General features: G+C 57.2%; 12 protein-coding genes. 2 read left to right on the forward strand and 10 right to left on the reverse strand.

Annotation, left to right across the window (positions count from 1 at the left end; genetic code table 11):
* Positions 1-57: 57 nt before the first annotated feature.
* From HKX44_RS01420 to HKX44_RS01440, 5 genes are all read right to left on the reverse strand, one after another.
* Positions 58-768 carry a DUF1194 domain-containing protein gene (locus HKX44_RS01420; RefSeq protein WP_276149519.1) on the reverse strand — a complete coding sequence of 237 codons (711 nt, stop codon included), beginning with the start codon at positions 766-768 and terminating at the stop codon, positions 58-60.
* Positions 765-1,496, reverse strand: a complete 732-nt coding sequence (locus tag HKX44_RS01425; RefSeq protein ID WP_276149520.1) for a DUF1194 domain-containing protein — start codon at positions 1,494-1,496, stop codon at positions 765-767. Before HKX44_RS01425 ends, HKX44_RS01420 begins: the two co-directional genes overlap by 4 nt.
* Positions 1,463-1,897, reverse strand: a complete 435-nt coding sequence (locus tag HKX44_RS01430) for a VOC family protein (RefSeq protein ID WP_276149521.1) — start codon at positions 1,895-1,897, stop codon at positions 1,463-1,465. The genes HKX44_RS01425 and HKX44_RS01430 overlap by 34 nt, the downstream gene beginning before the upstream one ends.
* Positions 1,898-1,976: 79 nt before the next feature.
* Complete coding sequence (locus HKX44_RS01435) at positions 1,977-3,365, reverse strand: surface lipoprotein assembly modifier (RefSeq protein ID WP_276149522.1); 1,389 nt, start codon at positions 3,363-3,365, stop codon at positions 1,977-1,979.
* 9 nt (positions 3,366-3,374) lie between these two features.
* Positions 3,375-4,448, reverse strand: a complete 1,074-nt coding sequence (locus HKX44_RS01440; RefSeq protein WP_276149523.1) for a hypothetical protein — start codon at positions 4,446-4,448, stop codon at positions 3,375-3,377.
* A gap of 220 nt (positions 4,449-4,668) precedes the next feature.
* Between HKX44_RS01440 and thyX the strand changes: the two genes are divergently transcribed.
* A complete protein-coding gene (gene thyX, locus HKX44_RS01445) occupies positions 4,669-5,595 on the forward strand; it encodes an FAD-dependent thymidylate synthase (RefSeq protein WP_276149524.1) in 927 nt (308 codons plus the stop codon).
* A gap of 162 nt (positions 5,596-5,757) precedes the next feature.
* Here thyX and HKX44_RS01450 read toward each other — a convergent pair whose 3' ends face one another.
* The 5 genes from HKX44_RS01450 to gabT form a co-directional block, all read right to left on the reverse strand.
* Positions 5,758-6,729: a C45 family peptidase gene (locus HKX44_RS01450; protein ID WP_276149525.1), complete on the reverse strand. Its 972-nt coding sequence runs from the start codon at positions 6,727-6,729 to the stop codon at positions 5,758-5,760.
* 9 nt (positions 6,730-6,738) lie between these two features.
* The gene (locus HKX44_RS01455) at positions 6,739-8,196 is read right to left on the reverse strand and encodes a biotin carboxylase (RefSeq protein ID WP_276149526.1); all 1,458 of its coding nucleotides are present in this window, start codon (positions 8,194-8,196) and stop codon (positions 6,739-6,741) included.
* 14 nt (positions 8,197-8,210) lie between these two features.
* Positions 8,211-10,952, reverse strand: coding sequence for an ornithine decarboxylase (locus HKX44_RS01460; protein ID WP_276149527.1), 2,742 nt, complete (start codon positions 10,950-10,952; stop codon positions 8,211-8,213).
* Positions 10,953-11,013: 61 nt separating this feature from the next.
* The gene (locus tag HKX44_RS01465; RefSeq protein WP_276149528.1) at positions 11,014-11,988 is read right to left on the reverse strand and encodes a carbon-nitrogen hydrolase family protein; all 975 of its coding nucleotides are present in this window, start codon (positions 11,986-11,988) and stop codon (positions 11,014-11,016) included.
* Positions 11,989-12,683: 695 nt separating this feature from the next.
* A complete protein-coding gene (gene gabT / locus HKX44_RS01470; RefSeq protein WP_276149529.1) occupies positions 12,684-14,102 on the reverse strand; it encodes a 4-aminobutyrate--2-oxoglutarate transaminase in 1,419 nt (472 codons plus the stop codon).
* A 233-nt stretch (positions 14,103-14,335) separates the two neighbouring features.
* On the opposite strand from gabT, the gene HKX44_RS01475 reads away from it, so the two are divergent.
* The gene (locus tag HKX44_RS01475) at positions 14,336-14,890 is read left to right on the forward strand and encodes a cupin domain-containing protein (RefSeq protein ID WP_276149530.1); all 555 of its coding nucleotides are present in this window, start codon (positions 14,336-14,338) and stop codon (positions 14,888-14,890) included.
* Positions 14,891-14,973: the final 83 nt, after the last annotated feature.

Genomic DNA, 14,973 nt, shown 5'->3' on the forward strand with positions numbered 1-14,973 from the left:
CACGAGATACCATCCGTTGGCGCGCCTCCAAATGCACAATCCTGTGACCCCCTAGGTTCAGAGGCCGGACAGCACCAGCCCCTCCAGCTCCCGCATCAGCTTTTGCGTCATCGCGCGGGCATAGTCAGTAAATCCCAGTGCGGTTTGCACAAATGCATCCTGCCCCAACACCACCTCAGCGCGAAAATAGGATGACAGCTCTGCAATCTCGGCCTGTCGAATGTCCCCTGTTTGCGGATCATCGACCCCAATCACCAAGGCGTTGATCGTGATCCCGCTGCCGCTCAGGTGCGCCTGCATGTCACGGGGGCGGGGGCCAAGGTTGGATTTCCCATCCCCGGAAAGGTCCAGCGTTCGTTTCCAGCAGCGCCCTTGCGCGTGAAGATGTCTTGCGCCCTCGCTCATCGCAACGCCAAGCGCAGTGCCTGGGCTGGCATCGCGCCGCTGCGTAGCGCGCAGGGTTGCAATGATCCCGTCCAGAGCCGTCGCGTTGTCGATAACCGTCCAAGGAACCACAACCGCTTGATCGGAAGGGCCGGACCATTCGTAAACCATCAGGCGCACCGGTGCGGCGGGCATGACCATCAGCTTGTCGCGCACCTGCGGCGCATTCAACGCCGTGGCCAGACCATCCAATTGCAACCGGTATTCCCGTGCATCTACCGATCCCGACACATCCAAACCGAGTGCCAGCGCCTGCCGGCACTCGGCGACGGCGGATGTCGCTGCCACGGCCATTCCCGCCGCCAGCGCCAAGGTCCGCATCATTGCTTTTCCCGGTCCAGCCGCCCAATCACCACGGGGGAAACTTCGCGTACCAGCTTGCGCCGCATCGCGCGCTCATAGTCGGCAAATCCGTTGGCAATCTCAAGGAAGGCACCGCGCCCGTGCAACACTTCTGCGCGGTAAAACGGGATCAGGCCCAGCTCGCCTTCAAAATCGCCGGCATTGACCACCAGCCCGTTTACCGTCACCTCATCGAAAGGATAGGCGTTATAGGCATTCTGCGGGCCAAAGCCCTCGTTGTTCTGCCCGTCGCCGGCCATGTCCAACGTGTGGCGGGCGCAGGGCGGTGCCGATTCAAGCAGACGTGCGCCAAAGCCAAGGGCATGGCCCATAGCCGTGGGATAATCCGCATGCCCGCGCCGCGAGCCGGCCACTGTTTCCGCCGCCGCAATCAAGGCCCTAGGCCCGTCAATCAGAGTCCATTCCAGCAAAACATCCTGCTGGTGACGCCCGGACCATTCATAAACCGCAAGGGCAACCGATTGATCCGTGGCGAAAAATGCATCTGCGACCTCTGGCGCAGTCAAGGCCGCGACAACGCCGCCCCGTTGCAATGCGTCTTCGCTGGGATCAACAGAGCTGGAGACATCCAGCGCCAGTACCAAAGCAAGACGGCATTCCGTTGCCGCCGCCCCCGATGCGGCCAAGAGCAACGCAAAAAGGGCGACAGCGGTTTTCACCAGTGACCGGTGTTTTCCATGCTGGCCCATGGTTCCGCGGGTGCCAGCGGCTCACCTTGCTGCAACAGCTCTACCGATACGTTGTCGGGGCTGCGAACAAAGGCCATGTTCCCGTCACGCGGCGGGCGGTTGATCGTGACGCCATTGTCCATAAGGTGTTGGCATGCCTCATAAATATTCTCGACCGAATAGGCCAGATGCCCGAAATGGCGGCTGTCGCTGGGCAAGGCATCGTCGCCATCCCAATTATAAGTCAATTCAACGTCCGCATGGCCGTCGTCCATGCCCGGAGGGCAGAGGAACACCAACGTGAAACGCCCGCCCTCGTTTTCGATCCGGCGGCGTTCTACAAGGCCCAGAAGATTGTAAAATGCAATTGAAGCGTCAAGGTCTTTGACGCGCACCATTGTGTGCAGGAATTTGATTGGCATGTGATGGTCCTCAGGTTCTGTTTCGCCCGAGCTTATCATAGCGAAGCGCCGTTGCCAGCTGCTCGCGACAAGTTGACCGTCAAAACGCAGATTTGATTCCAATGCTGACACCTACGCGGTTCACGTCATACAGTCCGATATTACTGTCGGTATGTGTCGCCGAAAGTGTCAGAGCCGGGTTGAAACCGTAATAGTCGATGTCTTTGAAGGTTGCCGTGACATCGGCAAAAATGCGTTTGTCCTGACGCCCGTCGCGAGAATGGCGCGAGATGTCATAATCGCGCCAGCCCGCGCCCAGACCAAATTGGATCTGCGCCCCCATCACCGGCTTTCTAAGGGCCAGCCCCGTGCGCATCAGCACCTCGGAATATTCGTTGTCTCTGTCCGGCGAATAGGTGCGCGTAAGATAAAGTCCGGCAAACCCTGAACTGCCCGAGGCGAAGGCCTGTGTGATGCTTGCGGACAGGCCAAGTGTGTCGCGATCAGGTGTGGCTTGTCCCCATTGGCGCTCTGCCTCGCCGCCAAAGCGCAGCTGTCGGCGGCGTGAAAAGGCCAGTGTCTGTTGCACTTGGGTACGCAGGAAGCTTGCATAGCGATTGCCGCCATACCAGCTTTGACCGGCTTCAATATCCGCAGCAAATTCTCCCTTTTTATCAAGGACAAAGCGGCGATACCCATAGCCGATCGAGACACTGCCAAAGGCAAAGTCGGACCCGCTGGCATCAGAGTTTTCAAGGTCGTCGGTTATGTTGAACGTCCGGTATAGCAGCGAAAATTTCGCGTCATGGGCGGAAACTGGTGTTTGGTGGAACCGGTAGCGCGACCGCAGTGCGCCACCGATCTCGATACCGGCTATCGCCTGCGCTTCAGGGCTCAATTCATACTCCAGCGGTTCTCCGTGCAGGATTTCGGAAATGGCATAGTTCAGCCGTGTCCAGTCCCGCGCCGACCCGTTGTTGATGTTTGAATTTGGCGCAAAAGTGAAAGTAATATCTGTTTTCCAGGGGTTTTGCTGTTTCACATACCCAAAGTCGCGTCTGGCCCGCGCGCGCAAGGCATCGTTTGGGGCGTGCTGTGCGGCGCGGCGCAGCCACCATTGGGCCCGGGTGCGCTTGTTTTGGGATGACAACACCTGTGCGGTGATCAGTGCTGTTGCGTATTTGTCGGCTTTGCTTTCTGACAGTCGCCAGGCCCGCCGTGTCATTTCGCGGGCTTCTGGCAGGCGGCCAAGGTCGCGCAGGGCACGTCCCCGGACCAGCAGGGCGGTCAGATCATTTTTATCCCGCAACAACAAGGCATTGGCGAGTGCTTCGGCCTGATTTGGGTTGCCTTGTTTGAGGCTTTGGCCAGCCGCCGCCCGCATTTCGTCAACGGTTAGCACGTCCTGCGCAAAAACGCTCCCGCCGACCCCAAGGAGGCCGCCAAGAGCGAGGATCGCGCCGAGACGTCGCAATTTATGACCGGCCATTTTGTGGACCTAGTCGCGGTAAACGATAAAGCCGCTGGTGTCCCTTACAGTAACATTGTCCAGTTCGGCGGTGTTTTCTGTGACAAGGACTCCAACGATTTCGTTGCTGTCGTCGCCTGACATGATCGCGTAATATTTGCCGGCCTCATATTCCCGCACCCGACCGTTGTCGTCGACAAAGTTGCTGAAGACACTGCCGATGATTTCGCCGTTCGGGTCAATCACGCCGGGGCCAACTTCAAAACGCGCGTCCGGAATACCGGCGATGCTTGCGTCGTTCTTGCTGTTGATCCGGCTTACAATCGTGTCTGTGATGTCGGCACCGCTCAGGTCATAGACGCGACGATCAGAGAATGTCCCGCGAACGGCATCACCACGTACGCCGCTGGAGGCGTTGAAGCCGTCGAAATCAATGGCAATTTGCACATTGGCGGTTGAATAATCCAATCCGCCACTGCCGTCGTAATCCCGCAGACCGGCGCTTTTGCCGTTAAAGATGGCCTGACCGTTCGAGGGCAGGTCAACCGATCCCTCGCGCTGATAGACAAAACCACCAAAACCGTAAGGGATATATGCGCCGGTCCGCACAATTGCGAATTGGGTTGCGGGGTTGCCCTCGGCGTCGAGGTTCCGGCTGACACCATAAATAGCGCGGTGGGTGAACTGGTTGATCGGATCGGAATTCGAGCTGTCGGGGAACTGCTGAAACGCTTCGTACACCGCAAATTCGTCGTTCAGGCTGCTGACATTTTCGCCGCGCGCATACCGGTTTCCGCCGTCAAAAGCGAGGCCGTCAACGGTAAAGACATCCGTGGCACCATCATAACGGATGCCGGTTGCAGAACCGTCACCGGTTTTGCCACCCTCGGATTCTGTGGGTTCGGAACGCACGATGCGTGAGTTGGGCGAGGGCGATGGGGTGCCCGGTGGCAGACCCTCGCGAACGATCCCGCCTCCGTCACCTGTGCCGCCACCTGTGCCGGTGCCGCCGTCGGTCCCTGAATCTTCACCAAAGGGGGCATCACCGCCACCGCACCCGACGAGAAATGTGCAAAGCAAAAGCCCTGCTGCATTGATTTTCATGATTGCCTGCCTGCTTTCGAAATTCCCGCCAACAATCCCAAGAAGAGCTGCCCTTTGTCAACGGCTCCTCTTAAAATTCGACGAATTAGCGGGGCCATTGGTTTTCCTGACACAGACCCCAAATCACGGTTTACGGTTTCCCAAAATGTTGATTCCTGATTTACCTGCGCGCAGATTAATTCCGCCCGCGAATCCCAGACCCTTGCCAAGGACGCCGCCCATGCCCCTGTCACCCGAGCAACAAGCCGAAATTGATGCCCTGCGCAGTCAGCCCACACAAACCCTGCGCGCCACCGTGCCGGGGATGGAGGCCCATTTGTACACGGCTTATGATGTGCTTGATCACGGGTTTATCCGTGTCATCGACTATATGGGCGACGATTCCGCAATCTGTCAGGCGGCGCGTGTGTCTTACGGCAAAGGCACCAAATCCGTGCAAAACGATGAAGGGCTGATCCGTTATCTGATGCGCCACTGGCATTCGACGCCGTTTGAAATGTGCGAAATCAAACTGCACGTCAAATTGCCGGTCTTTGTTGCACGCCAGTGGATTCGCCACCGTACTGCCAACGTCAATGAATATTCTGCCCGCTATTCGATCCTTGATCGTGAATTTTATATTCCTGCACCCGAGCATGTGAATGCCCAAAGCGTGGTAAACAATCAGGGCAGGGGCGGCGTGCTTCAGGGCGAGGAAGCAGCCCGTGTTCTGGAAGTTCTGAAGTCTGACAGCAACCGCGCCTATGATCACTATGAAAGCATGATCGCGACAGACGGGCCCGACGGTCCACAAGACGGCCTTGCCCGTGAACTGGCACGTATGAATCTGCCGTCAAATATCTATACGCAATGGTACTGGAAAGTGGACCTCCACAACCTGTTTCATTTCTTGCGGCTGCGGGCAGATCAGCACGCGCAATATGAAATAAGGGTTTACGCCGACGCGATTTGTAAAGTTGTGGCCGATTGGGTGCCTGCGGCCTATGCCGCCTTTGAGGATTATCGTCTGGGAGGGGCCACGATGTCCGGCAAGGCGCTGGATTGTGTGCGTCGCATGATCGCAGGCGAAGAGGTGACACAGGAAAATTCTGGCATGTCCAAAGGGGAGTGGCGCGAGTTTCAGGGCGTCTTGAACGACCCAGCCTAAGCGTCTGGCTCTAGGGCGTCCCGCCTTAAACATGTACTACCAATACCCTGCCAGGCTGCGCTCTCTCAGGGAATTGGTGATGTGAAATGCGTCAGGGTAAAGGCCGGCGCATTAAGCGGGCAAGATCAGGCCGGCCATTCCCGTGCCGGTGTTGCGGTGGTTTTACGCGGCACCGGGGATTTGTACCCGCCGGCTGCCTTCCTGAAATGCATCCATTCCCAGATGCCATGTCGTGCCGGGCCAGCGGATTTCCATTTCGCCCAGCCTTGGCCGGTAAACGGCGGTATAAAGTGTGCCGAAACCGGCGCTAAAGGCCGTGGAGTATAGTGGCGGGCGCAGGAAGGCGTTGATGAACGTATCCTGAGGATCGCGGTGTAAGGCCAGACGCTGTAACAGAAACCTTTCGCGCTCAACGGTTGCGGTGAACCGGGCATGGCTGATCCACTCGATATTTTCCTGATGGTTCGTTGCCACCGCTGCATGGGTGATCACGGCAGGTCGATCCGGTGCCATCATCGCCGTTAGATAGGTGCGCTGCGCGTCCAGCACGGTAACGTTATAGCTCATATGGGTGGGCACGCGGGCCAGCACGGCACCGGCCTGTTCTGCGGTGGTGCAGGTTTGCAGGACATAACGCAGGATCAGCGGCACGCCGAAACCGGTGCCAACCACCCGCCGCCCCCCAAAGGTCAGCGAAATCGCAAGCCCTGCGTCATTCATGCCATCCACCAATCCCCACAGCCCGTCCGAGGTGCCGACCACGCGCCGCCCCTGCCAGTTGGTGCGCAGCACAAGGCTGTCGAAGGCGTTGGCGTTATAGTCATAATTGCGCACCATGACCGGTTCCGCGCCGCTCCAGATCGCCTGAGAACAACCGGCCAGATAGGGCGGCGGGCAGTAGAAACTCAGGAAGCGCGCGGCCTGATCGCCACCGCCAGCCAGTTCGCACAGGGTGTCATACAGGGGCACGATTTCCGGCATATGTGTGAGCAGGGCGCGACGACTGACCAGATAGTTCGCGCGGGCAGGGTCGCCCTCTCTCAGCCACCAGCGCTTATAGGCGGGCCAGTATTCTGCGAAAAGCCCGGCCCACTTGGGACCGGGCAATTCTTCGCTGAGGGCGCGCCAGAGCATGGCTCCTCCTTACAGGATTTTGAAAGCGGGATCGGCCACCACCGGCCCCGCGTTGGCCGCAGGCAGGGGTTTGCCTTCAACGGTTTTCTTGATGCCGTGGATCCACTTTTTAGCCCGTTCGTTCAACTGGAAAGATTTGGTCATCGAACGGCCCCGCGTCACCAAAATACCGATGTCGGCCCCCTCATAGCGGTAATCACCCGGTTGCAGGATACGCAGGAAAAAGGCCTCGTTCTCGGATTCGACAGCACGACGGTGATAGTCGAACCGGTCATAGACCACTGATCCGTCTTCCAGCATCTTATAGATGCCGGTTTCAGGGGCGTCGGTGCAAATATCGACACTGTCGTCAGTATGTTTGATCACCATTTGTGACCAACTGTCGATCATTTCAGGGTCGGCCCAGCGATCGTTCAGCTCTGACGTATCCAGATCGAATTTCTTTTTCGAGAATTCCAATAGGTGGAACAGGAACAACGGGGCATCCGCATGGGCAAAGGCGGCGTGGTTGGTCATCGACGAGGCCCCGGTGATGCGTGGATTTAATTCCCCCAGCCAGATGTCACCGGTTTTCTTGTCGATCAGGAAATCCAGTTCGAAATACCCGCGATAGCCTTCCTTGCGCAGCTGTTCACCGAACTTGAAGGTCAATTCCCGTGCCTTTTGCCGGACCTTGGGCGGAAAGGCGGTGGACAGAATTTCGTTGCCACACCACCCCCCGCGATAAGGCGTCAACTCCTTGAAACCGACCAGCTCGGTCATCAGGGGGCCGACGATGGTGCCTTCCTTCGTGGCGCAGGCTTCGATTGCGGAACCACGGCAATCAATCCGTTTCATGATCTTGATCTCGCCCTCGCCGACAATTTCATGTTCGTGGCGGCGAAAGTCGGCTTCGGATTTGATAAAGAACGTGGTGTGGCCCGAGTCACCAAAGGCAGATTGAAGCACAAGATCATCGCCGATCCCGGCTTTTTCACAGGTCTTTTTCAACCCTTCGTAACTTTTGACCTCGGCCAGAACATTGGGCACCGATGGCACACCGGCCTTGTTGCCAATGCGGACGGTTTCGATCTTGTTGTCCATCTTGGTGCGCAGCTTGGCCTTGGGGAACCAGACATCTGCACCCAGCTCTTTGGACAGGCGTTCGGTCTCCTTGTCGAACATCAGAAACACAAATTTCGGTTTGCCACCGCGCCGTTTGATAAAGTCGATGACTTCCTTGTGCTGCAAAAGGTAGTTGTTGATGTCTTCAATGGATTGGAATTCTGCGTGCGGCTGTTCCGAGGGGCAAAAGACATTCGGGTGCTTGCCGCCATAGCAGTCGATGTAGCAGATATATTTGAAGTTCTTTACCCATTCATCGAGCCCGAGAAGGTTAAAGTTGGTCGCCGAAATGAAATAAACCGGGTCTTCGTTGCGGTGAAAAAAACGGCGGATTTCCGAGATATTTTTAAGAACTGTTGGCATGTTTTTTCCTTTTTTTATTCGGCGGCAGGTTTGATTGTTTTTGGTGAAATGACGCTTTCGAGGGCTTCGGTGGTAAAGACGCGCAAGCCCAGATCGGCGCGGTAGCCGTGGATTTCGCTGACATCCAGCGCCCGCATAAAGGCAAGGATTTCTTTGCTGACCACCTGTCCGGGGACGAGGATGGGGAACCCCGGCGGGTAGGGGATGATGAAACCAGCTGAAACCACTTCCTGGCCTGCGTCCAGCGCTTCTTGCAAAGACCCTTCCAGTTCAAGGTAGTCACAATTCGCTTCGGTATAGCTTAGGTAATAAGCCGTGCGGATATCCCCTTCGGGGGTCACGTCATCAGGGCGGAACGCATCGTGAAAGCGGCTGAAGTCGGGCAGGGGGGGATAGTTCTCGGTCAGGTTTTTTACTCTGCGGTCGAACGACAGAAGCTCCATCTTGGAGGCATCATCCAGCAGGTCGTCCAGTTCATTGGCAATCTCGACCAGCACCTCGATTAGATAGGCAACCGAGGACCGCGTGGTGCCGATATTGGTCATGAACAGAACCGTATTGCGCGAGGTTTTGTTGATCTGGATGCCGTATCTGTCCATCAGGATCTGGGTCTTGAAAGTATCCCCGTCCCAACCTGTGCCGCCCACCGCCAGCGTGACCCGCGTGGCGTCCAGCACAAAATCATCCTGTTCCCAACAGTCCCACATGTCGGTCCAGCCCTGATCATTGTCAAAGTAGCTGGACACGCCACTTTGGCGGTGATGTTCGGGGATCATGTCGCCCGCCGTCAGCACCCGAAAGTACTTTTGCAAGGTCGGGTGGCTGCTGATGGCTTTGCGCATCGACATTGCCGCCTCGATCTGGCGCTGCACAAATTCGAAGCCTTCCAGTTCGACCTGCCGCCGCCCCACATCCAGCGAGGCGATGATCTGGTAATTGGGCGATGTCGATGTATGGGTCATATAGGCCTCGTGAAAGGACTGTTCGACCTCGCCTTTGAAGTCCTGATCATTCACGTGGATCATCGACCCCTGCCTGAGCGATGTCAGGGTTTTATGTGTGGATTGAGTGGCATAGACCCTGATCCTTGCATCGGGCGGTGCGATGAGGCGGGTGTTCAGCAGGGTCTCGTCTGACGCGCCATCCAGCTCGATCTGTTGCAGGTCATAATCACGCCGGTGATCCTCAGTGCGCAGCCGTCGGCGCAGGTTGTTGGCGGTGCGCATTCCGGTACGCTGGCGGTAGGTCGGGCTGAAACGGGCAAAGGCAAACCATGCTTCATCCCAGAGGAACACAAGATCCGGCTTGATTGCCAGACATTCCTCCATCACGCGCTCGACGTTGTAGACCAGTCCGTCAAAAGTGCAGTTGGTCAGCAAAAGCATCCGTACACGGTCCAGCTTGCCCGCGGCCTTAAGTGCCAAGAGCTGGTGTTTGATCTCCTTCAGCGGCACCGCGCCATACATTGAGTATTCATTCAGCGGATAACTGTCGAGATAGACCACTTCGGCCCCCGCCAGTACCATGCCGTAGTGATGGGATTTGTGGCAATCGCGGTCCACCAGCACAATGTCACCGGGGCGCACGACGGCCTGAACAACAATCTTGTTACAAGTCGAGGTGCCATTGGTGGCAAAGAAGGTCTGCTTTGATCCAAAGGCGCGGCTGGCCAGTTCCTGCGCCTCTTTGATGGGCCCATGGGGTTCCAGCAGGGAATCTAGACCACCAGAGGTGGCAGAGGTTTCCGCAAGAAAGATGTTGGGCCCGTAAAACGCCCCCATGTCCTGAATCCAATGCGACCGCGTGATTGATTTGCCGCGGCTGATTGGCATGGCGTGGAAAACGCCGGTGGGCTGTTTGGAATATTCAACAAGGGCAGTGAAAAACGGTGTCTTGTTGCGTGCTGCCACACCGCGCAGGATGTTCAGGTGCAGCTCCATGAAGTCTTCTTGGTTGTAGAAAACCCGCCGGCAAATCCCCAGATCAAGGCCTGCAATATCCTCGACCGAGCGTTCCGTGACCAGATAGGCATCCAGTTCGGGCCGCACGCGCGCAATCAGGCGGCACAGTTCGGGGCCGTAATCTTCGGGGGCCATTGTGTCGATTGACTCTGTGTGGCTGGCGTTATGGGCGTATTTGGCCAGAATTTCATTGTCGTTCTTGGATTTCAGAACCAGACCGGGACGCACAACAATCGCCTGGATGTTGTGGTTGAACAACACGGCAATCAACGCGTCTTCAAGGCTGGGCACCACCACGGCCTCGTAATGGAACGGGTCTTCGGGGCGGCGCATTCGCGAGACATTGCTTTTTAGCCAGCGGTCTTGTTGGTCGTTCACATTGTCGACGATCAACACCTCAAAATAGGGGCGGGCCATCGCCCGTGCCTCGGGGGACAGCATGGCCTCGTCGTTGTGTTCTTCGTCATCAGAACTGTCGCGTTCCAACGGGATTGTGCGGCGGCGATAAGCGCCCGTGGTCAGCGCCCGTTTGACGCGGTTGGTGGTAAAGGACAGATCATCAAAATGGCCGTTTTCGAATTGGCGGCGCATCTGATCAAAGGCGGCCATGCCGGGGAAGGCCCAATAGGGTTCTATCAGGGCCAGAGAGGCGAACATCTCTTGAATATGCCGCTTGAGGCTTTCGGCCCTTCTTGCGTTGCCTTCGCGGCACAGCGACGTCACGCTTTCGCGTAACGCGCTCCACCTGTCGGCGCGCAACTGTGTTGCGGAATAGTAATCGCTGACGGAATCCATCGTTCGTTCTCCCTGTTTGGGCCGAACAGATGGTCCGTAGCTTTTGCTACCGATCCTCTGTTCAGCTGCCTGTTGTCTTGCCAATGCCGGGCGAAATGCCGATCCCCAGTTTGGGATCATGGTCATGCAATTCGGCCTCGGCAGTGGCGGGCAGATCGACGTGCAAACCGGCACGTGATCCTTGTTGCGGTACGGCCAGAGGCCCCAACGTATTCAAATAGCTGTCGACGCCGCTGTTACGGTCATAAACCGAAAAGTCGGTGGACCGGTCGCGGAAGGATTTCAAAACCTGCCCCAGACCTTTCATGCCGGTTTCGCGCTGACGGCGCACCATCGAAAGGTCGATTTCAATCGGGAACATATCTTCCTGGCCTTGCGACTGGTGCAGGACCAAGGAGGTCGGATCAACGATGCAAGATCGCCCGACACCACCAGCGCCCAAGCCGTTGACATCAATGACATAACACTGGAATTGTGCAGCTGTTGCCCGGGCAATTGCCAGCTCCGCATCGCGGTCGGTTGTGCCGGTCAGCACAGGGTGCAACAACACCTCAACCCCTTGCGAGGTCAACTGCCGCGTGGTTTCGGGGAACCACATATCATAACAGATCGACAGGCCGAACCGCCCCACCTCCGGAACGTCAAACACACAGAAATCCGTACCTGCTGCGACGCCCTCTTCATAGGGCAGGAACGGGAACATTTTCGCATAACGCCGGATCACGTCACCGTCCGGATTGATCACCAGCGAGGTGTTGCGTACCAGCCCATCCTCGGGGCTGGTCAGGAACATCGACCCCGGGATCAGCCAGATTTTATGCCGGCGTGCGGCCTCGCAGAATTTGTCGATGATGTCATTTTCCGGTGGCAGTTTGAATTCTTCCAACGGGCCGAAAGGGGCCAGTTCGCTGAACAGCACCATTTGCGTCCAGGGAAAGCGCATCATCAAGAGATCGAGGCGCTGCAACATGCCCTCGACATTGGGGTGAAGGGCGTTGACGTACATCTGTACGCCGGCAATTGCAAAAGGGGTCATAACCCGAAAACTCCGTTAAGGCAGAAGCGTCCCGTAGGGGGCGTCGAAATCTCTGCGTCAGGCATCCCTTATGCCCTAATTGCCGAAACGGAAACAGGTGATATGCGCCAGAAAGACAGGGCTGTCACCGCGGTTGATAACCGGTGCGTGCAGCGTTCTTCTTTAGGCGTTGTGTCAGTCATATCCCCCCGATTTTTTATCTTTGCAATTGCTGCTCAGCGCTATTTCCCACAGCGAATGTGCAGGTTCGCAACGTCTTTGCGCGCGACTGTCTGGCGAGGTGTCCGAAAAACACCGCAACCGTCATCCGTCTGACGGTAAAGCTGCCGGCACCAGAAAGCAGCGGCTTTTGACGAGCCTGACAATTCAGCGTCGGGCTTGCAACCGGAATTTTCGATTTTTGGCAATTGTGTTTAATATTTTGATCGGATCGGTTGTTTTAAGTGCTGAACACTCGGATTTATCTGGGCTTTCTGGATATTGGAACGCGGGCAGTGAAGGAGTGCTTGCAAAATATTCACCGTCAAGACGTGGCGGAAGGGCGTGGTGCTTGTGTGGGGGGGCAGCGTGCGGCGGGATATGGTGTGCCGCCATCACTCATTCGCAATTACCTTTAGCAGGTATTCCGTGATGTGCTTTGACGAAAAAGGGCGGCCCAAACCGGACCGCCCAAATGATTGGTTTTTTAATTGGGTCTAGGCCTGCTGTTCGGCCATTGCCGCAATTAGGGCCTCTTCGAAGATCGCGATGCCTTCATCAATGATTGCATCCGATGCGGTCAGCGGGACCATGATCCGCAAGGCGTTGCCGTGCATCCCACAGGCCAACAGGATCAAGCCGCGTTTCAAGGCATGTGCAACAACCGCTTTGGTCAGGGCCGCATCCGGTGTGGCGGTCTCGAAATCTGTGACAAATTCGATGGCCAGCATCGCGCCCAGCCCGCGAATATCCCACATGCGATAGGGGGCAACACGGGCACCGACCTCGGCAAAGCGCGCGCGGAAGGTCTCGCCCAATGCGGTGGAGCGGGCAAGCAGCCCTTCTTCCTCGATCGCTTCAATTGCCGCCAAAGCTGCGGCGCAGGCGACGGGGTTCCCGCCATAGGTGCCACCCAGACCACCGGGAATAACCGCGTCCATCACTTCGGCGCGGCCAATCACGCCGGCAATCGGATACCCGCCAGCCATGGATTTCGCGACAGTGATCAGATCCGGCACGACACCGGAGTGTTCAATCGCAAACCATGTGCCAGTACGACCAAAGCCGGCCTGAATTTCGTCTGCAATCAACATGATCCCATGCTGGTCACAGATGTCACGCAGGGCGGTCATCATCTCGAAGGGGACCGGCGTATACCCCCCCTCACCCAGAACAGGCTCGATGATGATACAGGCGATACGTTCTGGCTGGGCATCTGTCAGGAACAGATTTTGCAAGCCTGTCAGCGCGTCCTGTACTGTGATGCCGTCGCGCAGCGACGGGAAGGGCGCGCGGAAGATATCGGAAGGGAAGGGGCCGACATCCTTTTTGTAGGGCGATACCTTGCCGGTCATGCCCAGCGTCAGCAACGTGCGGCCGTGATAACCACCAGTAAAGGCAATAACACCGGGACGGCCTGTTGCCGCACGGGCAATCTTTACTGCGTTTTCAACGGCCTCGGCACCTGTGGTGACCAGCAGGGATTTCTTGGCGTGATCCCCCGGTGCCAGTGCGTTCAGCTTTTCGGCCAAGGCAACATAGGGCTCGTAAGGCACAACCTGAAAGCTGGTGTGTGTATAGTGGTCTTCCTGCGCCTTGGCTGCGGCCACAACTTTCGGGTGACGATGACCGGTGTTCAGAACCGCAATGCCGCCAGCAAAATCAACATAGCGGTTGCCTTCGACGTCCCACAGTTCGGCGTTTTCCGCGTGATCGGCATAGACCGGCGCAGCAGATGCAACGCCACGTGCAACCGCCGCGTCGCGGCGGGCCACAAGAGCGGCGTTCGTCTTGTCATTGGCTGCGGCGGCAGGCGCAGCGGCATCCGTCACAACCGAGACCGCTGGCTTTGCCTTGGCTTTGGCCATGGTTTTGGTCGGTGTCTTGCGGGTCTTCTTTTTCACAGTGTTCGACATGGCGAGGCTCCTACGGCATCTGAACATGAATGCCCCCAAAGGATGATTCCAAAATTGGGCGCGTTTAAAATTCTCATAGTGCGTTTATTATATCTGTCAATGATGAACGTGATGGGGGCACAGCTGTCAGGCAGGTATGTTTCGTTTGTTTTCCGCATTTGGCTTTTGACCACCCTCAAGATGCGCTAGAGAAGCCGCTAACCCCGAACAGCGAACAAACGAGGGAAAGTGTTGTGAACATTGGGAGAAGATTGCAGCAATTGCGCAAGGCACACGGGTTGTCTCAGCGCGAGCTGGCCGCGCGCGCCGGTTTGACCAACGGCACAATTTCGCTGATCGAGCAGAACAAGACGAGCCCCTCGGTGGCCTCTCTCAAGAGCCTGCTGGACGCGATCCCGATGAGCATCGCCGAGTTTTTTGCCAATATCGAGGAAGAAACCCAGCCCACGTATTTCTACAAAGCGGACGAATTTGTCGAACTTGCGCCCCAATCGGGCGGCCCAACGGTTTCATTGCGCCAACTTGGCAATGCCAGCAACCATGCCTTGCAGGTGCTGGATGAGACCTATCCGCCGCAGGCTGACACAGGGCCCGAATTATTGACCCACGCGGGCGAAGAGGCCGGGATTGTGATTGCCGGCGAGATCGAGATTACTGTCGCAGACCAGAGCCGGGTGTTGCGCAGCGGTGAAGGGTATCTGTTTGACAGCCGCCTGCCGCATCGTTTTCGCAACATCAGCGACGCGCCATGCAAAATAATAAGTGCCTGCACGCCGCCAACTTTCTAGCGGCGGATAGCAGGGCCGCTTGACACGCCACGCACTGGCCCCAAGTGGTTTGCCCCCCGCGTCACTTTGGCCGGACACGCGCA

The sequence above is a fragment of the Sulfitobacter sp. M05 genome (assembly GCF_029285175.1).
In the GTDB taxonomy this organism is placed as follows: domain Bacteria; phylum Pseudomonadota; class Alphaproteobacteria; order Rhodobacterales; family Rhodobacteraceae; genus Sulfitobacter.